Origin of the sequence: Myxococcus virescens, from assembly GCF_900101905.1 — a bacterium.
Taxonomy (GTDB): Bacteria; Myxococcota; Myxococcia; order Myxococcales; family Myxococcaceae; genus Myxococcus; species Myxococcus virescens.
Map to the genome: position 1 here is coordinate 184,440 of NZ_FNAJ01000001.1, position 21,294 is coordinate 205,733.

Annotated in this window: 18 protein-coding genes; 9 read left to right on the plus strand and 9 right to left on the minus strand. The window is 69.6% G+C overall.

What is annotated here, in order from left to right; translation table 11 throughout:
• Window positions 1-3: 3 nt before the first annotated feature.
• Together BLU09_RS00720 and BLU09_RS00725 are read left to right on the plus strand one after the other, a co-directional pair.
• The gene (locus tag BLU09_RS00720; RefSeq protein ID WP_090484333.1) at window positions 4-4,416 is read left to right on the plus strand and encodes an AMP-binding protein; all 4,413 of its coding nucleotides are present in this window, start codon (window positions 4-6) and stop codon (window positions 4,414-4,416) included.
• Window positions 4,413-5,441, plus strand: a complete 1,029-nt coding sequence (locus BLU09_RS00725; protein WP_090484334.1) for an NAD-dependent epimerase/dehydratase family protein — start codon at window positions 4,413-4,415, stop codon at window positions 5,439-5,441. Before BLU09_RS00720 ends, BLU09_RS00725 begins: the two co-directional genes overlap by 4 nt.
• A 149-nt stretch (window positions 5,442-5,590) precedes the next feature.
• Here the strand turns inward: BLU09_RS00725 and BLU09_RS38625 are convergent, their stop codons facing one another.
• A complete protein-coding gene (locus tag BLU09_RS38625) occupies window positions 5,591-5,761 on the minus strand; it encodes a hypothetical protein (protein WP_167371002.1) in 171 nt (56 codons plus the stop codon).
• A 3-nt stretch (window positions 5,762-5,764) separates the two neighbouring features.
• Window positions 5,765-6,646, minus strand: coding sequence for a GGDEF domain-containing protein (locus BLU09_RS00730; protein WP_026113815.1), 882 nt, complete (start codon window positions 6,644-6,646; stop codon window positions 5,765-5,767).
• Window positions 6,647-6,901: 255 nt separating this feature from the next.
• On the opposite strand from BLU09_RS00730, the gene glgC reads away from it, so the two are divergent.
• Window positions 6,902-8,131: a glucose-1-phosphate adenylyltransferase gene (glgC, locus tag BLU09_RS00735; protein WP_090484336.1), complete on the plus strand. Its 1,230-nt coding sequence runs from the start codon at window positions 6,902-6,904 to the stop codon at window positions 8,129-8,131.
• 7 nt (window positions 8,132-8,138) lie between these two features.
• A complete protein-coding gene (locus tag BLU09_RS00740; RefSeq protein WP_090484338.1) occupies window positions 8,139-8,660 on the plus strand; it encodes a GNAT family N-acetyltransferase in 522 nt (173 codons plus the stop codon).
• Here the strand turns inward: BLU09_RS00740 and BLU09_RS00745 are convergent.
• The 4 genes from BLU09_RS00745 to add form a co-directional block, all read right to left on the minus strand.
• Window positions 8,657-9,199 (minus strand): hypothetical protein, encoded by a 543-nt coding sequence (locus BLU09_RS00745; RefSeq protein ID WP_090484340.1) that lies wholly within the window; start codon window positions 9,197-9,199, stop codon window positions 8,657-8,659. The genes BLU09_RS00740 and BLU09_RS00745 overlap by 4 nt on opposite strands.
• Before the next feature lie 30 nt (window positions 9,200-9,229).
• The gene (locus BLU09_RS00750) at window positions 9,230-10,654 is read right to left on the minus strand and encodes an RtcB family protein (protein WP_090484341.1); all 1,425 of its coding nucleotides are present in this window, start codon (window positions 10,652-10,654) and stop codon (window positions 9,230-9,232) included.
• Between the two features lie 161 nt (window positions 10,655-10,815).
• A complete protein-coding gene (locus tag BLU09_RS00755) occupies window positions 10,816-11,595 on the minus strand; it encodes an SDR family oxidoreductase (RefSeq protein ID WP_090484344.1) in 780 nt (259 codons plus the stop codon).
• 81 nt (window positions 11,596-11,676) lie between these two features.
• Window positions 11,677-12,837, minus strand: coding sequence for an adenosine deaminase (add, locus tag BLU09_RS00760; protein ID WP_090484346.1), 1,161 nt, complete (start codon window positions 12,835-12,837; stop codon window positions 11,677-11,679).
• 35 nt (window positions 12,838-12,872) lie between these two features.
• Between add and BLU09_RS00765 the strand changes: the two genes are divergently transcribed.
• Window positions 12,873-13,964: an outer membrane protein assembly factor BamB family protein gene (locus tag BLU09_RS00765; protein WP_090484348.1), complete on the plus strand. Its 1,092-nt coding sequence runs from the start codon at window positions 12,873-12,875 to the stop codon at window positions 13,962-13,964.
• 28 nt (window positions 13,965-13,992) lie between these two features.
• Here the strand turns inward: BLU09_RS00765 and BLU09_RS00770 are convergent, their stop codons facing one another.
• Both BLU09_RS00770 and BLU09_RS00775 read right to left on the minus strand, forming a co-directional pair.
• Entirely contained in the window at window positions 13,993-14,457 is a 465-nt protein-coding gene (locus tag BLU09_RS00770; protein ID WP_090484350.1) for a hypothetical protein, read from the minus strand.
• Window positions 14,458-14,562: 105 nt separating this feature from the next.
• Window positions 14,563-16,911, minus strand: a complete 2,349-nt coding sequence (locus BLU09_RS00775) for an ATP-dependent helicase (protein WP_090484352.1) — start codon at window positions 16,909-16,911, stop codon at window positions 14,563-14,565.
• Window positions 16,912-17,028: 117 nt separating this feature from the next.
• Between BLU09_RS00775 and BLU09_RS00780 the strand changes: the two genes are divergently transcribed.
• The 4 genes from BLU09_RS00780 to BLU09_RS00795 are packed head-to-tail and all read left to right on the plus strand — an operon-like array spanning window position 17,029 to window position 20,016.
• A complete protein-coding gene (locus tag BLU09_RS00780) occupies window positions 17,029-17,514 on the plus strand; it encodes a PaaI family thioesterase (RefSeq protein ID WP_090484353.1) in 486 nt (161 codons plus the stop codon).
• Window positions 17,515-17,517: 3 nt separating this feature from the next.
• Window positions 17,518-18,285, plus strand: a complete 768-nt coding sequence (locus tag BLU09_RS00785; RefSeq protein ID WP_090484355.1) for an RNA polymerase sigma factor — start codon at window positions 17,518-17,520, stop codon at window positions 18,283-18,285.
• Complete coding sequence (locus tag BLU09_RS39765; RefSeq protein WP_090484357.1) at window positions 18,278-18,832, plus strand: anti-sigma factor; 555 nt, start codon at window positions 18,278-18,280, stop codon at window positions 18,830-18,832. Before BLU09_RS00785 ends, BLU09_RS39765 begins: the two co-directional genes overlap by 8 nt.
• An 11-nt stretch (window positions 18,833-18,843) precedes the next feature.
• Window positions 18,844-20,016: an AraC family transcriptional regulator gene (locus tag BLU09_RS00795; protein ID WP_090484359.1), complete on the plus strand. Its 1,173-nt coding sequence runs from the start codon at window positions 18,844-18,846 to the stop codon at window positions 20,014-20,016.
• A 50-nt stretch (window positions 20,017-20,066) separates the two neighbouring features.
• On the opposite strand, the gene BLU09_RS00800 is transcribed toward BLU09_RS00795, so the two are convergent.
• Window positions 20,067-21,254, minus strand: coding sequence for a hypothetical protein (locus BLU09_RS00800; RefSeq protein WP_090484361.1), 1,188 nt, complete (start codon window positions 21,252-21,254; stop codon window positions 20,067-20,069).
• Between the last annotated feature and the right edge of the window lie 40 nt (window positions 21,255-21,294).

Genomic DNA, 21,294 nt, shown 5'->3' on the forward strand with positions numbered 1-21,294 from the left:
CCCATGGCCGCCCTTCCCGAGCTGAACGTCACCCAGACCTTCACCGGCAAGCGCCTGCTCTTCGCGGGCGCCACCGGCTTCGTGGGCAAGGTGACGCTGTCCATGCTGCTGACCCGCTACGGGCAGGACCTGGACAAGGTATACGTGCTGGTCCGCAAGGGCAGCGCCGCGTCCGCCGAGCGCCGCTTCTTCGACAAGGTCGCCACCAGTGAGCCCTTCCAGCCGCTGCGAGACAGCCTGGGGGATGAAGGCGCGCTGGCCTTCATCCGCCAGAAGGTGGAGGTGCTGGACGGCGACATCACCGACCCGTGGATGGGCCTGGAAGAGCCCCAGGTGGAGGCGCTCACCGGCAAGGTGCACGCGTTCATCAACTGCGCCGGTCTGGTGTCCTTCAACCCGTCGCTGGAGGTGGGCCTCAACGTCAACACCCACGGCCTGAAGTTCGCCGCGGCGCTGGCGGTGCGCTGGTCCGTCCCGCTGATTCACATGTCCACGGCCTTCGTGGCCGGCAACCGCAGCGGGCTCGTCTTCGAGGACGAGGAGATTCGCGGCTACTTCCCCAAGCGGGAGGAGATGGACGGCCGCGACTTCAGCCTGGAGCAGGAGCTGCAGGACGCGGCGCGCATCGTCGCGCGGCTGCGCGAGCAGGCCGAGGACCGGGCCCTCACGTCCACCTTCCGCAAGAAGGCGTTGGACCGGCTGGAGGAAGAAGGCCGCGACCCCAACGACGAGAAGACGCTGCGGCTGGCGGTGGGCCGTGAGCGCAAGCTGTGGCTCAGCGGCGAGCTGGTGCGCGCCGGCATGGAGCGCGCCGCCCACTGGGGTTGGCCCAACACGTACACGTACACCAAGTCCCTGGGCGAGCAGGTGCTCGCGGCCACGCCGGGCCTGCGCTACTCCATCGTCCGGCCCTCCATCGTGGAGAGTGCGCGGCACTTCCCCTTCCCCGGCTGGAATGAAGGCTTCACGACCTCCGCGCCCCTGGCCTTCGCGGGCATCAAGGGCCCCGGCGGCATCCCCGCGGGCGAGAACACCATCCTGGACATCATCCCGGTGGACCAGGTGGCGGGCGCCACCATCGGCATCACCGCGCATGCCATGGACGTGGAGGAGCGGCGCATCTACCAGCTCGCCTCCGGCGATGAGAATCCCTTCTACGCCGGCCGCTCCGTGGAGCTGGTGGGCCTGTACCGGCGGCGCTACTACCGCAACCGCGAGTCCGGCAACGCGCTGATGAACAAGCTGCGCTCGCGCGTCGAGCCGCAGCCGGTCAGCAAGAAGGAGTTCGAGCTGTTCAGCGCGCCCATGCTGTCGCGCGGCGCGCGCTTCCTGAAGAAGGCCATCGACGAGGTGCGTCCCGCGTGGGGCGCTCCGGCCGTCCAGGCCATGCTGGACAAGGCGAAGGAGTCGCTGGACGAGGTGGACGACAACGCCCAGGGCATCATCGCCCTGACGGAGCTGTTCCTCCCCTTCCTCTACGAGAACCGCTACGTCTTCCGCTGCGACAACACCCGCTCCGTGTATGCGCGCATGGCGCACGCGGACCGGTTGAAGGTGCCCTGGGACCCGGAGCACATCGACTGGCGCGACTACTTCCTGGGGACACACCTCCCTGGCCTGGAGAAGTGGGTGTTCCCGGGCATGGAGGAGGAGCGCGAGAAGCGCACCGTCATCCCCGCGCACCGCGACCTGCTGGAGCTGATGGAAGCCACGGTGCACGCGTACCGGCACCGCGTGGCCTTCCGCATGGTGGCGGGCGAGAAGGAGGAGCGCTTCACCTACGGCGAGGTGCACCGCTATGCCGCGCGCGTGGGCAGCTTCCTGCTGGCCGCGGGCATCAAGCACGGCGACCGCGTGCTGCTGGTGTCGGAGAACCGGCCGGAGTGGGGCATCAGCTACTTCGGCATCCTGCGCGCGGGCGCAACCGTCGTTCCGGTGGACCCGGGCCTGAGCGAGGCGGAGCTCGTCAACATCGCCCGCCGGGCGGACGCGCGCGCGTGCCTGGTCTCCGAGGACGCGGCCCGGGACTTCCCCGGCCTCTTCGCCGCGCTGGGTGACGGCGTCACCGTGGCCAGCCTCGCGGAGGCGATGACGGGCGACCCGGCGCACCCGGACCGCATCGGACCGGTGCGCAGGTCCGCCGCGGCGGATGACCTGGCCAGCATCATCTTCACCTCCGGCACCACGGGCACGCCCAAGGGCGTCATGCTGACCCACCGGAACTTCGCCGCGCTGGTGGCGAAGCTGGCGGGGACCTTCGACATCGGCGTGGGCGACGGCGTGCTGTCCGTCCTGCCGCTGCACCACACCTTCGAGTTCGCCGCCGGTTTCCTCACCCCCTTCTGGCGCGGGGCGGAAATCACCTACATCGACGAGCTGACGTCGGACCGGCTGGGCGAGGTGTTCGAGACGGGCCGCATCACCGCCATGGTGGGCGTGCCGGCGCTGTGGCAGCTCCTGCACCGCAAGATTACGCAGGAGTTCGCCAGCCGCCCGCCGTTCATCGAACAGGCGCTCAAGGCGCTGATGGCCACCCACGGCGAGCTGCGCAACCGCAACAACATCAACCTGGGCAAGCTGCTGTTCTGGCCGGTGCACCGCAAGTTCGGCGGGCGCATCAAGGTCATCGTGTCGGGCGGCTCGGCGCTGCCGGACGACGTGCACAAGGCCTTCCACGAGCTGGGCTTCAACATCACGGAGGGCTACGGCCTGACGGAGGCCGCGCCGGTGCTGGCGGTGACGAAGCCCGGCAACAAGCGCCAGCCCGGCACGGTGGGCCGCGCGCTGCCCGGCATCGAGCTGCGCATCCTCAATCCGGACAATGACGGGTTGGGTGAAGTGCTGGCCAAGGGCCCCAACGTCATGCCCGGCTACTTCGGCGACCGCGAGGCCACCGAGGCGGTGCTCAAGGACGGCTGGCTCCACACGGGCGACCTGGGACGTCTGGACGCGGAGGGCCACCTGTACCTGGTGGGCCGCGCGAAGGACGTCATCATCGACCACAACGGGAAGAACATCTACCCGGACGAGCTGGAGGAGCTGTACCAGGACCATACGCACATCAAGGAGCTGTCCATCGTCGGCCTGCCCGACGACGCGGGCGGTGAGAAGGTGGCGTGCCTGTGCGTGCCCGACTACGCGGACCGCCCACGCGAGGAAGTGCGCCGCGAGCTGGAGGAGCACTTCCGCAAGGTGAGCGCGGGCATGCCCTTCTACCGGCGCGTGAAGGTGCTGCGCCTGTGGGACGGCGAGCTGCCGCGCACCGCCAAGCGCAGCGTGAAGCGCAAGCAGGTGGTGGAGGAGCTCAAGCGCCAGGAGCGCATGGCGGCCAGCGCCAGCAAGGCGCGCGAGAAGGCGGCCAACCCCGCCACGGGCGGCATCGCGGACTGGCTCTTCCCGCTCATCGCGGACGTCAGCCACCGGCCGGTGTCCGACGTGCGTCCGGACGCGCTGCTCAGCGGGGACCTCGGCTTCGACTCGCTGATGCTCACCGAGCTGTCCTCCGCGCTGGAGGCCGCCGGCGTGCCGCTGCCCGCGGTGGACGACCTGACGCAGGTGCAGACGGTGGAGGACCTGCGCAAGGTGGTGGCGTCCTCCGGCAAGCGCCCCACGGTGGAGACGCGCGCGAAGGAAATCTCCAAGGAGAACGAGCGCGCGGAAGAGGTGGAGATTCCGGTGCCCGACGTGGTGGCGGACGTGGGCCGTCAGCTCTTGTCCTTCGGGCAGAAGGTGCTCTACGGCGGCGTGTTCGACGTGAAGGTGACGGGCAAGTCCTTCATCCCGCAGAACCGCAACTTCCTGGTCATCGCCAACCACTCCAGCCACCTGGACGCGGGCCTGGTCCGCGTGGCGCTGGGTGACCAGGGCGAGCGGCTGGTGTCCCTGGCGGCGCGTGACTACTTCTTCAACACGCCGCTCAAGCGCGCCTGGTTCGAGAACTTCACCAACCTGGTCCCCATTGAACGGCAGGGCTCGCTGCGCGAGTCGCTGCGGATGGCGGGCGAGGCGCTGCGCCAGGGCTTCAACGTCCTCATCTTCCCGGAGGGCACGCGCTCCACCACCGGTGAGCTGATGGAGTTCAAGTCCACGCTGGGCTACCTGGCGCTCACCTTCAACATGGACGTGCTGCCGCTGTACATCGGCGGCGCCTTCGACGCGCTGCCCAAGGGCAGCGTGCTGCCCAAGACGAAGACGCCCCTGCGGGTGAACATCGGTCCGGTGCTGGGCCACGCGGACCTGCGCACGCGGGTGCAGGGCATGGCGCGCTCGGAGGGCTACCGCTACGTCACGCGCATCGCCGAGGACTCGATGCGGGCGCTGCGCGACGGCCGGGTGCTGAACCTGGAGCGCGTGGACCTGCCTCCGGCCGGGACCAGTCCCCGCGCGTCCACGTCCACGGAAGGGAAGGACTCGTGAAGCTGCTGGTGACGGGAGGCACGGGCTTTCTGGGCACGCACCTGGTGCCCAGGCTGGTGGCGGCGGGCCACGAGGTGCGGCTCATCGGCCGCTCGCGGCCTTCGGGCGCCCCCTACGCGGGCACGGAGTACGTCCCCGGTGACTTGAAGGACCGGGACGCGGTGCGCCGCGCGCTGGAGGGCGTGGACGCCGTCTACCACCTGGCGGGGCTCGTCTCCTTCCAGCCGAAGGACGCGCGGAAGATGTTCGAGCTGCACGTGGACAGCACGCGCGAGCTGCTGCGGGACGTGCGCGAGGCGGGCGTGAAGCGCGTGGTGCTGGCCTCCACCTCCGGCACCATCGCGGTGTCGAAGGAGGCGCAGGTCCTCGACGAGCGCGCCGACTACCCGATTACGGTGGTGGGCCAGTGGCCCTACTACCTGTCGAAAATCTACGAGGAGAAGCTGGCGCTCGCGTACTGCCGCAAGCACGAGATTCCCCTGGTGGTGCTCAACCCCAGCCTGCTGATGGGGCCCGGGGATGACCGGCTGTCCTCCACGTGGACGGTGGTGAAGTTCCTCAACCGCGAGATTCCGGCCATGCCGGGCGGCGGCATCTCCTTCGTGGACGCGCGCGACGCGGCGGACGCCTTCGTCCAGGCGCTCACCCGGGGCGAGGTGTACGGCCGTCACCTCATGGGGGTGAACCTGTCCATGAAGGACTTCTTCCAGCGGCTGGAGCGCCTGTCCGGCGTGCCCGCGCCGAAGCTGAAGCTCCCCTCCAAGGTCAACGTGCTCGGCGGGAAGCTGCTGGAGCGCTGGGCCAAGGTGCGCGGCACCACGCCGACGCTGGACCCGCAGGAGATCGACATCGGCGAGCACTGGTTCTGGCTGGACGCATCCAAGGCGGAGGCCGAGCTTGGCTTCCGCGCGCGCGACATCCAGGAGACGCTCTCCGAGACGGTGCAGCACATCTACGGGAAGATGCCGCCTCAGAGCCTGCCGGGCACCAAGGGCCGGCTGGCGGAGCTGCGCGAGAACACCTGAGCAAAGCTCGCGGCGGGAGCTTCCGGGCACCGGACTCCCGCCCCTGCTCTCGCCGCTGGGAGTGCACCGCAGCCCGGCGCCGTGCCACGACCGGAGCCGTCCGGGCGACGCCTCCCGGCGGCACCGCGCCCAGGCGCTTCACCTCACCCCTAGCGCTGCGACACACCCACCGTGCGGAGGGCGTTGTCCACCAGTCGCGCGGCCCAGGGCTCCGCGCGGTGGCTCCACACCCAGGCCGCGCCGAGGAAGGCGCAGCCCACGAGCACGAGCACCAACCGCGCGAGGAAGGACGGACCCGCTTCGCTTGCGCTGGCGGCCACGGCCTAGCCCACCACGCGGTTGCGGCCCGACTTCTTCGCCTTGTACAGGTTGGCGTCCGCCACCTTGATGAAGTGCGTGGGCTCCAGCATGTCCGACGTCTGCTCGGCCACGCCAATGGAGATGGTGACGGGGATTTCCTTGTCGTCGTAGACGAAGGACTTGCCCTCGATGAGCCGGCGAATCTTCTCCGCGAACAGGCGCGCCTTGTCCGGGCCGTCCTCCGGGAGGACGACGGCGAACTCCTCGCCGCCGTAGCGGGCGAAGCACTGCTCGCGGCGCACCAGGCGCTTGATGGACTGGGCCAACTCCCGCAGCACGTAGTCCCCGGCGAGGTGGCCGTGGACGTCGTTGATCTGCTTGAAGTGGTCGATGTCGAACATCATCAGCGTGAGGGTGCGCTGATAGCGGGTCGACCGGCCCATCTCCTTCTCGAGGTACTCCAGGAAGTACCTCTTGTTGTTGATGCCCGTGAGGCCGTCCGCGATGGTCAGCGTGTAGATGGTCTCGTGGTACTGGGTCTCGATGTTGTCGCCATCGAGGAACTTGAAGATGGAGCCTCCGACCTTGACCAGATCTCCGCTGCGCAGCGGAGAGGCCTGAAGCACTTCCTGGTCATTGAGGAAGGTACCGTTGGTGGAGCCCAGGTCTTCAACGAGCATCTTCCCCCCACGCCCCAGAATCCGGGCGTGGCGGCGGGACACGTTGTCCAGGTCCACGACGATGTGGTTGTGCTGATCCCGCCCGATGGTGAGTTCGGCATCCTCGATGAGGTACTTCTTGCCGAGCTCCGGGCCATGAATCTGCACGAGACAACACTCCGTGCTGCGGTGGGCATGCACGTTGAGCGTTGAGATCTTGGTGACGCGGGTTTCGTCGCCGGCCATCGGAAACGAGGCTAGCACGATAGCCTCGGCAGACGCCATGCAACGCAGCGGGGGCCGGTTCTTCGGCCCTTTGCGGCGCTTCTCCCACATGCCAGCCGGGGGTGGCCACCGGGCGAGGCCCGGAAACCCGAGGCGTCGGGACGTCCAGCGCCGGTCAGGACACCTGAACAGGCGGTTCGGCATTCAACGATGGCCGGCAGGCGGGCACACGTGCCCTTGCCGGCCCTCCAGGGACGACTAACGTCCGGAACACCTATGTCCAAAGTCCTGGCGATGATTCTGGCTGGAGGCGCTGGCACGCGCCTGGAGCCCCTGACGCGCGAGCGCGCGAAGCCCGCTGTCCCCTTTGGCGGCCGCTACCGCATCATCGATTTCGTTCTCTCGAACTTCGCCAACTCCGGTGTGTACCGGATGAAGGTCTTGACGCAGTACAAGAGCGACTCGCTCAACAACCACCTGTCCCGCGCGTGGCGGATGACGGCGTTCCTGGGCCACTACGTGGAAGCCGTCCCCGCGCAGATGCGGACGGGGCTGGACTGGTACAAGGGCAGCGCGGACGCCATCTACCAGAACCTCAACATCATCACCGACGAGGAGCCGGACTACATCTTCGTCTTCGGCGCGGACCACGTGTACCGGATGGACACGCGCCAGATGCTGGACTTCCACTGCGCGAAGAAGGCGGCGTGCACGGTGGCCGCGATTCCCGTCCCCATCGAGCAGGGCCGCGAGTTCGGCATCATCGACGTGGGGCCGGACGGGCGGATGCGGCAGTTCCTGGAGAAGCCCAAGGACCCGCCGCCCATGCCGGGCAACCCGAAGATGTGCCTGGCCTCCATGGGTAACTACCTCTTCTCCACCGACGTGCTGGTGCAGGAGGTGGTGCGGGACGCGGCGAACGAGGCGAGCGCGCACGACTTCGGCAAGTCCATCATCAGCGAGCTGTACAAGCGCGCGCCGGTGTACGTGTACGACTTCGCCCAGAACGAGGTCCCCGGCCAGGAGGCCAAGGAGCGCGGCTACTGGCGGGACGTGGGGAACATCGACGTCTACTACCAGTCCAACATGGACCTGGTGGAGGTGGACCCGACGTTCAACCTCTACAACGACCGCTGGCCCATCCACACCCAGCCCAACAACTACCCGCCGGCGAAGTTCGTCTTCGCGGACGAGCAGAACCACCGCGTGGGCCACGCCATGGACACGCTGGTGGCGGAGGGCTGCATCATCTCCGGCGGCAGCGTGCGGCGCTCGGTGCTGTCGCCGAAGGTGCGCGTCAACTCGTACTCGGAGGTGGAGGACTCCCTCCTGTTCGAGAACGTCACCATCGGCCGGCGCTGCCGCATCCGCCGGGCCATCATCGACAAGAACGTGGAGATTCCTCCGGGGATGACCATCGGATTCGACCCGGTGGAGGACCGGCGGCGCTTTCACGTCACGCCCGGGGGCGTGGTGGTGATTCCCAAGGGCATGAAGGTGACCTGAGGCGGCCATGGGCGCGGACGGACTCCTCTTGAGGCCCGCGAAGGAGTCCGACCGCCGCACGCTGTGGCGCATCCACACCCTGGCCGTGGAAGCCCTGTGCCCTCGCGCGTACGCGCCGCACGAGGTGAGCACCTGGGTGCGGCTCTTGAAACCGGAGGGCTACCTGCGGCCGGAGCGTCCGCGCACGGTGCTGGTGGCGGAACGCGGCCGGCGCGCGGTGGGCTTCGGCCAGGTGGACGCGGCGCTAGGTGAGTTGGAAGCGCTCTACGTGGTGCCAGACGAGGCGGGCCATGGCGTGGGCCCTGCCCTGCTGTCGGCCCTGGAGTCCGCCGTCTGGCGGGGCAGCGCGCCACTGCTGGGGCTGGATGCCAGCCTGAACGCCGAACACTTCTATCAGCGGCACGGCTATGCCTCCGTCCACTCCTCCCGGCGCCCACTCACGGTCGACGTCCAGTTGGCGTGCGTGCGGATGCAGAAGCAGCGGCCGGCCACGGCCATGGGACGATGGCCGGCCTGGCGCCGCGGCTAGGTGAAGGCCGCCTTCACCTCGGGCTTGTTCAGCACCACCAGGGCCCAGATGCCCACGGGGATGCCCAGACAGGCGCAGGGGCCGCAGCAGGGGATGACGGAGATGATGGCGGCGGTCATCGCCAGCCCGTAGTTCTGCAGGTTCTTCATCTTCAGCGCGCCGAAGAAGACGAGGCCGTTGAGCACCAGCGTGGGCAGCGCGAACATCAGCTTGCCGCCCGTGGTCGTCATGCCCGCGAGCAGTTGCCGGGCCCCCTCGGGCAGGTCGGGGTTGTTGAGCGCCTCCTCGACGGCGGGGTCCGCCCCACCGAAGGCCTGGAGCACGTTGATGAGCCCCAGCAGCACGGTGATGGCGGACAGGACCATCAGCAGGATGGCCGGCAGCGACACGGCCTCCTTCGCGCCCGCTCCGCCGGGAGAGTTCATCGTTCCGTAGGTGTTCTCCATGGTCCCCAGTTCCCCTCGATGCCGCGTGAGATGCCGTGCGGGCAGTGGGCCCGCCGCGCGGCCATTCCACTCGCAGACGGGGGAGCACGCCAAGTGAAATGACGTGCCCCCTTCCCTCCCTGCTCAGGCCTTGAAGGTGAGCAGGGGGCAGAGCCGGGCGACCTCCCGGACGATGCCGGCCTCCACCTGGGCATCCACCACCGGACGGATGGGCTTGTACGCCGCGGGCGCCTCCTCGACGCGGCGCTCCGCGCGAAGGGTGATGCAGTCCACGCCGGTCAGCCCCAGGGCGGCCTCGCTCTGGTCCGCGCCGCCACGCGACAGGGAGAAGCGGGAGCGCGCGCGGCCCGCGCCGTGCGACGCGGACTCCAGCGCCCGCGCATCCCCACACCCCACCATGAGGAAGGACGTGGCCCCCATGGAGCCGGGGATGATGACGGGTTGCTCCGCCCCCGCCGGGCATGCGCCCTTGCGCGCCAGCCAGCCGCCCTCGTAGGGCAGCGTCAGGTTGTGGGGCACGTCATAGACGAGCGGCGCCTCCACGTCCCCGAAGAGCTCCCGGAGCGTCTGGCGCAGCAGCTCCGCCAGCAGCAGGCGGTTGAGGAAAGCGTAGTTGGCCGCCGTCGCTTCCGCCTCCAGATACTCGGTGACGAGCCGCGCATCTCCCAGGGGGAGGATGCCGCTGGCCGGAAGCGGCGTTCCCGCGGGCCACGCCTGGCGCGCACGGTCCTGCCACGCCACGCCCACGTGCTTGCCCACGTCCCGACTGCCAGAGTGAATCATGAACGCGAGCTGTCCCTCGCGCACGCCCCAGTCCCACGCCCGCGCCCGGTCCTCCACGGCCTCCACGCGCTGCACCTCCACGAAGTGGTTGCCGCCGCCAATGGTGGCCAGGCCCGCGTCGCGCACCAGCCCTTCGCGCGTGAAGGACTCGGGCGCCCAGCGCGGATGGCCCTTCAGCCCGCCGCCCAGGTGGATGCGCGACACCTCCGCGTCGAGCTGCGCCAGGTCGGCCCGTCCCGCGCACCCCAGCGGCTGCTCCAGCGTCTCCAGGAGCCAGCCCTGCACGCCGTCGCGCAGCAGCGCCTCGGAGGCCCGCGAGGCCATGGTGACGTCACGCGTACCGAAGAAGTAGTGGCCCTTCATCCGCTCGACGAAGAGCGACCGCTTCGCCAGGAAGTCCTCCGCGGAGATGTCCGCGACGTGCAGCCGCATGCCGCAGTTGATGTCGGTGCCAATGGCGCCGGGCACCACCAGCCCGCGCGTGTGGAGCACCGAGCCAATGGCCACCCCGGAGTCTCCCGGGTGGAAGTCGGGCGTGGCACGTACCCGCAGCACCTCGCCACCACCGGGGTGTCTCAGGGCCGCGAGCTGGGCGAGTTGTTGGAAGGCCTTGCCCTCCACGGGCAGGTCCGGCGGAAGGAGGACTTCGGCGGGCGGCGCGTGAGCGTCACCCAGGAGGCGGACGGAATAGAGGCGGCCGTCATAGGCGACCTCGAGCCCCTCGCGGGCGAGCGCCCGGAGAAGCCGGTTCAGTTTCGGCTGCATGACCCAACTCAGGAATGCCCTGGGGCCCGAAGACGGGCACGCCCAGGGGGACGTGACGGAGAGATGAGGGACCTGGGGTCAGCAGCCGCGGTCGCCAGACGGCGCGAAGCCGTCTTCATCATCCACACACGGGCACCCGGCCCGTTCCTGACGAAGGGAAATCAGACGGCCGCGGACAGGCCGCCATCCACGTTGATGGCCGCGCCGCTGATGTAGCCACCACGGGGCGACAGCAGGAAGGCCACGGTGTCCGCGAACTCCTCCGCCTTCCCCACCCGGCCCAGCGGAATCCCGGCGTGACGCGCCATCTCCTGCTGGAAGGACTCCACGGGCTTGCCCACCTCCTTGGCACGGCGCGCCCACTGGCCACTTTCGATGATGCCCACCAGCACCGCGTTCACCCGGATGGCGTGCGGGCCCAACTCCTTGGACAGCGCCTTCGTCAAGGCGAGCCCCGCCGCGCGAGACACCGACGACGGCGTGGAGTTTGCGCCCGGCGTCTTCGCCGCGATGGCCAGCACGTTGACGATGGCGCCGCTCCCCGACTCCTTCAGGAAGGGCAGCGCCTGCCGCGAGGCACGAATCGCCGCGAAGACCTTGAGCTGGAGGTCGGCCTCCCACTCCGCGTCACTCACCGAGGCGAAGGGCTGGCCCGCCGCGGTGCCCGCGTTGTTCACCAGCCCGTCGATGCGCCCGAAGCGCGCGTGAGCGGCATCCACGAAGTGCTCCACTTCCCACGCACGCGACACGTCAGCCTGGACGGTGAGCACGTCCCCACCTTCGGCGCGCAGGGCCGCGGCGGTGGCCTCCAGCCGCTCCGCCCCGCGGGCACAGAGCGCCACCTTCGCGCCCTCCCGGACGAGCCGCCGGGCCACCGCGGCTCCCAGCCCCTCCGAGCCACCTGTCACCAGTACCACCTTGCCACCCAGTTCCAGGTCCACGTGCCACCTCCTCGCGGCCTGCGCCGGCCCGTGCGAGACGACTGCACCTCGCACGGGGCCGGGACGCCGGACGTCACGTCATCAAGCGGGCTGCTTCACCAAGTGCCGCTTCTGGTCGAAGGCCGCCAGCGTCTGGGCGATCTCCTCGTTCACCGCCCGCAGCATGTCCTGCTTCTCCCGGAACGGGAGGAAGGCGCTCTTGAAGCCGGAGACGAGGATGGTGGTCAGGTCCTCCAGCGACAGGCCCAGCGCGGAGTGCGCCGTCCACAGCTCCTTGGTCACCGTGGTGTCGGTGATGAGGCGGTTGTCCGTGTTGATGGTCACCCGCAGGCCGTAGTCGAAGTAGAACTTCAGCGGGTGCGCCGACAGGCTCGTCACGGCGCCCGTCTGCACGTTGGAGGTGGGGCACACCTCCAACGGGATGCGGTGGTCGTTGACGTAGTTGAGCAGGTCCCCGTCCTCGCGCAGCCGCGTGCCGTGGCCGATGCGGTGCGCGCCCAGGTTGTGGATGGCCTGGGAGATGGACTCGGGGCCATAGGCCTCACCCGCGTGCGCGGTGCAGTTGACGTTGTTCTTGAGGATGAGCTGGAAGGCGTCCCGGTGGTCCTTCGCCGGGAAGCTCGCCTCCGCGCCGGCCAGGTCGAAGCCGATGACGCCGCGGTTCTTGTAGGCCACCGCCAGCTCCGCCAGCCGCATGGACGTCTGCGGGTTGATGTGGCGGATGCCGCAGACGATGACGCCGCACTTGATGCCCGTCTCCCGCTTCGCGGCGCGCAGGCCCTCCAGCACGGAGTCGATGACCGTGGTCATCTTCAGGCCCTTCTGCAGGTGCAGCGCGGGCGAATAGCGGACCTCCAGCCAGCGCACGTTCTCCGCGGCGGCGTCCACGGCCAGCTCGTAGGCGGCGCGGTAGAGGGACTCGGCCGTCTGGAGCACGGAGAGCGTCACGTCGAAGGCGACGAGGTACTCCTCCAGGCTCTCACACACCTCGCCCATGTGGATGGCCTTGGCCAGCCCATCCTCGGTGTCGGCGAGCAGCTTGATTTTCTGCTGCTCGGCCAGCTCCAGGATGGTCTTCAGGCGCATGGACCCGTCCAGGTGGCAGTGGAGGTCCGTCTTGGGCAGCGCGCGCAACAGCTCTTCCGTCACCGCCAGGGTGGGCGGCGGCACGAAGTCCGTCCGACGGGCGGACGAAGGAATGCCGGTGGCGCTGGGAATCTCGTCATCACGAATGGTAGGCATGGTCCAAGTTCCTTCCTTGCGTCATCCTCCAAACCATGTCGTCTCGCGCCTGTCCATGCACGCCCTTGCTGCCCGCCCTGGCGCTGACATTGGTGGCCGCCATGGGGTGCCGGGAGCCCGCGACGAGCGACTTCCGCCATTCCACGGACGCGTCGTCTCGAGCGGGGCTGGTGGCCCTGCCGGACGGCGTCATCACCGCCAATGAGGCGGGCACCGTCGTCCGCCTGGAGCGGACCGGCCAGGTCTCCTGGCGGGCCGCCCTGGACAGAGAGGTGGCCACACGCCCGGCCCTGCTGGGAGACAGCGTCATCGCCGGGACGGTGGGCGGAGACCTGGTCCGGCTGAGCCTCGCGGATGGCGCGGTGCAATGGCGCCTCACCGGAGAGCCCCCTGTCCTTACCGCACCCGTGGCGGATGCGGAGGGGAAATTCGTCTTCCTGGTCGCGCCGGATGGGTCCGTCCGCTCCCTCTTCACGGACACGGGGAAGACGGACTGGGAGCGCCCTCCACCCGGAAAGCCCGAGCCGACGGCCGCGCCCCGTGGATTTCCCGTGCCGGTCCTCCAGGACGGCCTGCTGGTGGTGGCGCTGGGTGACGCGGGGCTGATGGCCCTGGCCACCCAGGATGGTGCGAAGCGCTGGCAGCGGGACCTCCGGGACGTGCTGGGGATGACGTTGTGGCGGGACACGCTCTACGTGAGCACCCGCCAGGGACACGTCCTGGCGCTGCGGCTCGGGGACGGCACGTCCCTGTGGGAGCAGGCCCCCGCGGCGGCCCTGAGCAGTCCCCCCTCGCTGGCGCTCGGAACGGTGTGGGTCGGCACGGCTGGGGAGGCCTCCGCGCTCGTCGGCCTGTCCCCTTCGGATGGAAAGGAGGTGGCGCGCGTCACGCTGCCCGACCCGTTCGTCTCGGAGGTGACGCCGGTGAGAGAGGACCTGCTGCTGGTGCCCACCAGCGGGCGTCAGGGACGGCTCATCGCGTTGAACACGACGACCTGGGCGCAGGCCTTCTCGGTCCGCGCGGACACGCCGCTGCGCACCCGCCCCGTGGTGCTCGGCGACCAGGTCATCGTCCTGGGACTGGATGGCCGCGTGCTGTCGTGGCGGCTGCGCAAGACCGACCCTTGAGCCTCCAATCAGGACGCCGCCGCGGACTTCACCACGCCCGCAGTGTCGACAGTGAGCGCTCCACGCGGGCGGACAGCGTGCCGTAGTCACGCTCAGGCGCGGAGAAGGTCACCAGGACGAAGCCGTCCTTCCTGGGAAGGAAGTACACCAGCGTGCGCGCGCCGCCCGTCTGTGAGAATTCGTAGCGCGCCACGGGCCCCGCCGGGAGCGTACCCTCCGTGTCCTGAAGCAACTTTCCGGGCGCCTTCAACCCCGCCGCCGCCAGCACGGCCTCCGGGCCTGCATCCAGGGCGGGCGCCGCGCCGCGCACCGAGCGCAGCTCCAATCCCCCGTCAAAGCGGGCCAGCGCCGGGGGCCCGGCCTCCACGGAGCGCAGGTCCATGCCCGAGGGCGGCTCGTACTGCACACCGAGGTCCTGCGAGGAGAAGCTTCGCGAACAGCCGAAGCCACACCACACCAGCAGGAGGCACCAGGTCAGCGAGGCGAGTCTCACGCGCCGGACTCTGCCACCAGCGCATTCGCCCTGTCAGGCGCGCGGGCTTTCTTTTGTCGCTCCCACCAGTCTCCAATCCGGCGTGTCCACTCGGAGGGCCCCTTCTCAGCCCGGCATCAGGAAACGGGCGATGATGCGTTTGAGGCCCACGCCTCCGCCGAACTCCACCGTCACCTTCGCGTTGGGGCCGTTGCCATCCGCGGACACCACGCGGCCCACGCCGAACTGTTCGTGGCGCACGCGCATGCCGCGCACGTCCCCGCCCACGCCGTCCATGTCCGACGCCTGCGAGTACGAGCGGTCGATGCGCGGCCCGTCGTCCTCATCCCAGGTCCGCTTGCGCGGCGTCGAGGGCACCATGGGCCGAGGCGCTTCGGGGACTTCCTGCTCGCTGATGCCGAACAGCGCCGGCGGCACATCCCGCAGGAAGCGACTGGGGGCGTTGTAGCGCAGCTCACCGAACAGCGAGCGACACTGCGCCAGACTCACGAAGAGCCGCTTTCGAGCGCGCGTGAAACCCACGTAGCAGAGGCGCCGCTCCTCGGCCATCTCCTCCGAGGGCTCCCCGTCCGCCGAGGCGACCTCGTTCAGGAACGTGGACTCGGACTTCACCGCGCGCGAGTGCGGGAAGACGTTCTCCTCCATGCCGGTGAGGAAGACGGCGTCGAACTCCAGTCCCTTGGCCGCGTGCAGCGTCATCAGCGCCACCCGGCCCTCGCCCACCTCCGCGTCCGCCTCGCCCACCAGCGAAATCTGCTCCAGGAAGGCCTGCAGCGCCGGCACGTCCGCCGTCAGCGGGGCCGCGTCCACTTCGGGAGGAACGTCGCTGGGGGGATTCGCCGCGGCAGCCACCGCCGCGGCCGCCCGGTTCAGGTCGAACTCCTGCGCCGCGCCCAGGAACTCGCGGAGGTTCTCCGCGCGCGTCTGAGACTCGTCGCTGCCCTCGGCCTGAAGCGTCTCCACCAGCTTCGTCTCGCGCAGCATCTGGTCCACCGCGCCCGCGGCTTCCTCGTTCGTCTGGGCGAAGGCCGTCAGGGACTCCAGCAGGTTGCGGAAGCCCTTGAGCCGCTTCACCGCGGCACCATTGAGCGCGGGAATCTGCTCCGGCTGGGACAAGGCCTCGTAGAGGCTCACGCCGCGCGCGTTGGCGAAGTCCGTCACCCGCTCCACCGTGGTGTCGCCAATGCCACGCGCCGGGATGTTGATGATGCGCAGCAGGTCCGCGTCCGAGCGCGGGTTCACCATCAGCCGCAGATACGCGGAGGCATCCCGCACTTCGGCCCGGTCATAGAAGCTGCGTCCGCTCACCAGGGTGTACGGGACGCGCGCCAGGCGCAGCGCCTCTTCCAGCACGCGGCTCTGCGCATTGGCCCGGTAGAACACCGCCATGCTGGAGAGCTTGATGAAGCCCTCCCGCTGCAGCGCCAGAATCTGCCGCGCCACCTCCTGCCCCTCGGCCCGCTCATCGCGGTTGAGCATCAGGTTGAGCGTCTGGCCCCGCTGGCGCTCGGACCAGAGCTTCTTCTCCATGCGCCGCGTGTTCTTCCGGATGACCTCATGCGCCGCGTCCAGGATGTTCTGGTCGGAGCGGTAGTTCTGCTCCAGCTTCACCACCTTCGCGCCGGGGTACTGCCGCGGAAAGCCGAGGATGTTGTCCACGTCCGCGCCACGCCACCGGTAGATGGACTGGTCGTCGTCGCCCACCACCACCAGGTTGGCGGAAGGGGGCGGCGCCAGCTGCTTCAGCAGCGCGTACTGCACTGGGTTGGTGTCCTGGAACTCATCCACCAGCACGTGGTGGAAGCGGCGCCGGTAGTTCTCCAGCACGTCCGGCCGGGTGCGGAACAGCGTCACCAGCAGGAGCAGCAGGTCTCCGAAGTCCACCGCGTTGGCCGCGCGCAGCCGCTCCTGGTAGGCCGCGTACACCTTGCGCACCAGTTGGCCCCGCTCGTCGCCGGGCGCGACCTGCATGTGCTCCGGGAGCCGGGCCGCGTTCTTCTCCTGGTCGATGCGGTGGAGGATTTCGCGCGGCTGCATGGACTCGATGCCCGCCTCGCGCATGGCGCGCTTCACCACGTTGAGCTGGTCCGAGTCGTCGTAGATGACGAAGGAGCGGGTGAGCCCCACGTGCTCCGCCTCCCGGCGGAGAATCTGCGCCGCCGCCGAGTGGAAGGTGCTCACCACCAGCTCGTTCGCCTGGGCCCCCAGCAACTGCACCAGGCGCTCGCGCATCTCCCGCGCCGCCTTGTTGGTGAAGGTGACGGCCAGGATGCGCCACGGGTAGACGTTGTGGACCTTCACCAGATACGCCACGCGCCGGGTGATGACGCGCGTCTTGCCGCTGCCCGCCCCTGACAGGACGAGCAGGGGGCCGTCACCATGCAACACGGCCTCGCGCTGTGGCGCATTGAGGTCTTCGAGGAGGGCGGATTCGTGTGGGTTCGCGGGAGACATTCGGGAGGGAACCCATGCTTCTAACGTCTTTCCCCCACCAATGGGCGCCCTTCCGCAGTCCCGCCCGGCCGCTCGGCCCCCAAGGCATGCGGTGCGCTTATATAATGGTGCGACTCCATGTCCGACTCCACGTCCGGCGCCCCTTCGAGGCCTTCCCAGGCTGACCTGGACCGTTACGCCGAGCAGTTCTCCCAGAGCCTCACCCTGCGCCTCTTCGGCGCGCAACTCAGCTTTCCGGAGGGCCGGAAGGTGGTCGTCACCATCCCCGAACTTCGGCCTGAACACCGGGGCGGCGCCGGCAGCGCCAGCGCCGTCAACGGAGGCATCCTCGCCGCCCTCTTCGACTACGCCGTGGGCTGCACCGGCGCCCTGGTGGACCCGGGCCGGCGCTGCGCCACCGTGCAGTTGTCCATGAGCTTCGAGCGCGCCGTCACCGGCGACAGTCTGCGCGTGGAGTCCGAAATCGACAGCCAGACGGTGTCCCTCCTCTTCGCCACCGCCCGGGTGTACGACGGTGAAGGCCGTGTGTGCGGCCGCTGCCAGGGTGTGGTGAAGCTCTCCAACCTCCGCTGGGCGTCGGGAGACAGTCCCGCCGTCAACTGACCCTTGCCCACCCCGCCCCACATCTTCCCTGCCCCCATCGATATGTCCGCGCCGGACACACGTTCAGGGGACACCGGGGAGGAGGCGTGCTCCCCGGACGCCTCTGAGCGACGGGAAGACGGCATGAGTGCAGCCGTGCAGGGCCTGCGGATGACGACGCTGCGATTGTCAAAGGAAGCCGACGAGCCGGCCGAGGCGACGGCGCCCGGGGAGGACGAAGCCCTCCTCGCGCGGCGCGCCCTGGCGGGTGAGAGGGCGGCCTGGGACGCGCTGGTCGCACGCCATCACCGGCGGGTCGTGGTATCGCTGCTCGCACGTGGCGTCCGGGTGGACCGGGCGCAAGAGCTGGCCCAGGAGACCTGGGCGCGGCTCATCCAGCAACAGCAGCGCGGGCTGCTGACGGAGCTTCGCCTGCCCAACCTCGCCCTCACCCAGGCGGCCTTCCTGGCCGCGGACGACGCACGACGGGCCCGTCGCGAGTCCATTGCCGGAGCGGTGGATGAACTGCCGGAGCGTCACCACCCGGTGGACCCGTCCGTGTCCGCGGAGCGGCGCCTGCTGACCGAGGAGCAACTCTCCCGCGCCCATGCCGCGCTGGCGCAGGTGTCACCCAGCGCACGAAACGTCTTCCTCCTGGCCTGTGACGGCCAGGAGCTCCCTCATGCCGCAATCGCCTCACGCGTTGGCCTGTCGGTCCAGCGCGTGCGGCAAATCCTGTGCGAGGTCCGCAAGAAGCTGCGCACCGCGCTCGAGGAGGAAACCCATGCTTAAGCCCCACCTCACCCGCGACTCCGCGGAGCAGTACATCCTGGGGGCCCTGGCACCAGAGAAGGCCGCGAGCCTCGAAGCGCACACGCTGGAATGTGATCCGTGCGCCCGCCTGCTCCAGGAAGAAGCCCTGTTGTCAGAGCAACTCCACGAAGTCGCCAACACCTATGCGCCCGCCGTCCACGTCCTCCGCCCGGCCCGCTGGGAGACTCGACGTCTCGCGGCCGGCCTGGCCGGTGCCGCACTGGCCGCGGCGGCGGCCTGGGCCTTCGTCGTGTTGCCCGGTGGACGGCAACCGCCCGACGCGCCCAGGACGCTGGCCCTTCATGTCGAGCCGCCCTCGGTGGAATTGGAGCTGGAGGTCGCCGAGCCTCAGTCCATCGTCGTGGCGTGCCCGGACCTGGCCACCCAGGCGTCCTGCACCCAGGCGGCCGAGGAGCGTGGGCTGCTCGTCCAATATCCCTGGGGCACGGGTGAAGTCCCGCGCTATGAGGCCCGCACTGGCCTCCCCGAGGGTGCGCTGAGCGCGCGCCGCCCCGTGTCGCTGTGAGGATTCCCGTCATGGACTTCCGGAAGAAACTCGCCGCCCTGCTGCTCGCGCTGGCCTCCACCGGGGCCAGTGCGCAGCCGTCGGAAGGCGCCCAGAAGCTGCCAGTGGGCTGGTATGTGACGGAGAGCGCCCCCAAGCGCTACGAGGCCGGCGTGGACAGCAGCGCCACGTGCGAAGGCAACCGCAGCGCCTATCTGCGCTCGCTGTCGCCGGATGAGAATGGCTACGGCACCTTCATGCAGGCCTTCGGCGCGCATGACTTCCGGGGCAAGCGGCTGCGCTTCTCCGGCGCGCTCCGCATCAAGGACGTGGAGGGCTGGGCGGGCCTGTGGATGCGCGTGGAAGGGCCCGACCCGAAGCAGCCCCTGGCCTTCGACAACATGCAGTCGCGCGCCCTGGTGGGCACCGCGGGCTGCAAGCGCTACGACGTGGTGCTGGACGTCCCGAAGGAAGCCACCACCATCATGGCCGGCCTCATCATGAGCGGCACGGGACAGGCCTGGCTGGACGGCGTGCGCTTCGAGGTCGTCGACTCGTCCGTGCCGGTGACGGACCTGCTGGCCTCGCGGCCGGTGGTGGCCGCCGCCGGTCCTTCAGGACTGGAGGACGCACCCGCGCCGGTGGCGAGAAACGACCAACTGCCCCTGGGCCGTGTGGGTGACGTCTGGTTCAACCACGGCCGCATCGCCGCGGACAAGCCGTACACCCGGCGCAAGGACGGCGTCTGGGTGAGCATCCTCGGCGAGGAGGTCTACGAGCACGGCATCGCGGTGACGGGCACGCTGGGACAGCGCGCGCTCGAGCTGAAGCTGAAGGCCGGTGGACGGCGCACCGTCATCGAGGGGACGTGGGGTGAGGAGCCCGTCGACATCCAGCTCACGCCAGAGAAGCTCACCATGCGCTGGGGCCGCAACATGCGCGAGATGGCGCGACACCTGGACCCGCAGGTGGGTGCCACGTGCAACCGCTACCAGCGCACCGAGGGCCCCCGGGTGCTGGACCAACTGGACGTCTGCGGCGCGGCGCTCGGCACCCGCCCACCCAACGCGCAGCTCATCATCTCCTTCCTGGTGAATGGCTTCAGCCCCACGTTGCCGGCGGGGAGCCTTCCCATTCCGCGCCCCCCCGTGCGCAGCCGTCAGGCGCTCGACACGCAGCGGACCGCAATCCCCATGTCCCCCTGAGCGCGGAGGGCCCGTGACCACGGGCCCCGGCGTGAAACGGGGACCTCCCGTCAGAAGGCGAAGTCGCGCTCCAGGGTTTCGCTCCCCGCCTGCACGGACAGGTGGGCAGAGCGCGCGCCGGTGGACGACGCGGACGTCAAATCAAAGGCGATGCCCTCCGGCCCATGGGCCGGCTTGAGCGAGGGACGGCCAGGGCTCAGGAACACCGCCGCCGTCACGGTCCGGCCAGACAAGGGCTGCACCAGCAGGCGCACGCGCTGACGCTCGCGCACCAGCACCACGCGAAAGTCGCGGCGCTCATCCAGCACTTCGCGCTGCTCCGGCAGACGGGCGGCGTGAGCGCGGTGGGAGACCGGCGCGCGCGAGGCGCGAGCGGAGCGGGCCACCGTCCCGTCCTCCTCCATGTCCAGCGCCTCCTCGATGGCCGCCTCGCCCTCGTCCAGCGCCAGCACGGCCTGGGCACACTCGCCGCAGCGCGCGGTGTGCGCATCCAGCCGGGTCCGCTCGTCCTCGGACAGCAGCCCCATGTCGAGGCGCCAGAGGTCGTCCGCGGTGAGGTGCCGGCGGGGGGGCATGTCCACGGGCGCGGCATCCGCCATGTCCGCGCGGCACGCGTCGCAGTCCTGAAGATGGGCCGTCAGCGTCTGGGGATTGGCCGTCCAGGTGGCGACCAGGTCATCGCAGCCGGCGCGCGCGGAGAACCACCAGGCGGCGTCCTGCTCGGCGAGTTCGAGGAGGTCGCGCTCCTGCCGGCGCTGCGGATTGAGTGGGATGAACCAACGCGCTCGAGGACGGAGTGCTGAGTCCAGACTCTGGAGCGCGGCGAGAAAGCGGTCTCGAAGCTGCGCGGACTCGCCGTCGAGGGCACCGTGAAAGCCCTCCCAGACGGCCAGGGCATATGCGGCGGAGGCGGCCCGGTCGCGAGCGGAAATTCCCTCCAGCGCGGAGACCCGCCACATGTCCGCCTCTTCACCGCCGTCGAGCGCCACCTCGACAGCTTCTTCCGCGGCCCTCAGCAGCACCGGCTGCAGCGACTGGGGCTTCTGCGCCTTCAACCAGGCTTCTACCTGAGGTCGACCCAGGCCCCGCAGGGCCGCGTCCACACCTTCGGTCTCCAACCGGGAGCGGCGGCGCAGCAGGTCCCCCGCCGCCTCGAGCACTTCACCGGGAGAAGCCGTGCCCGACAGGAGCTGCGAGCGGCGGGCGGAATAGCGGGACAGCGTATCTCCAACAATCATGGGTTCATTCCTCCTGGGTACCCCGGGTGTGGCGGGGAAG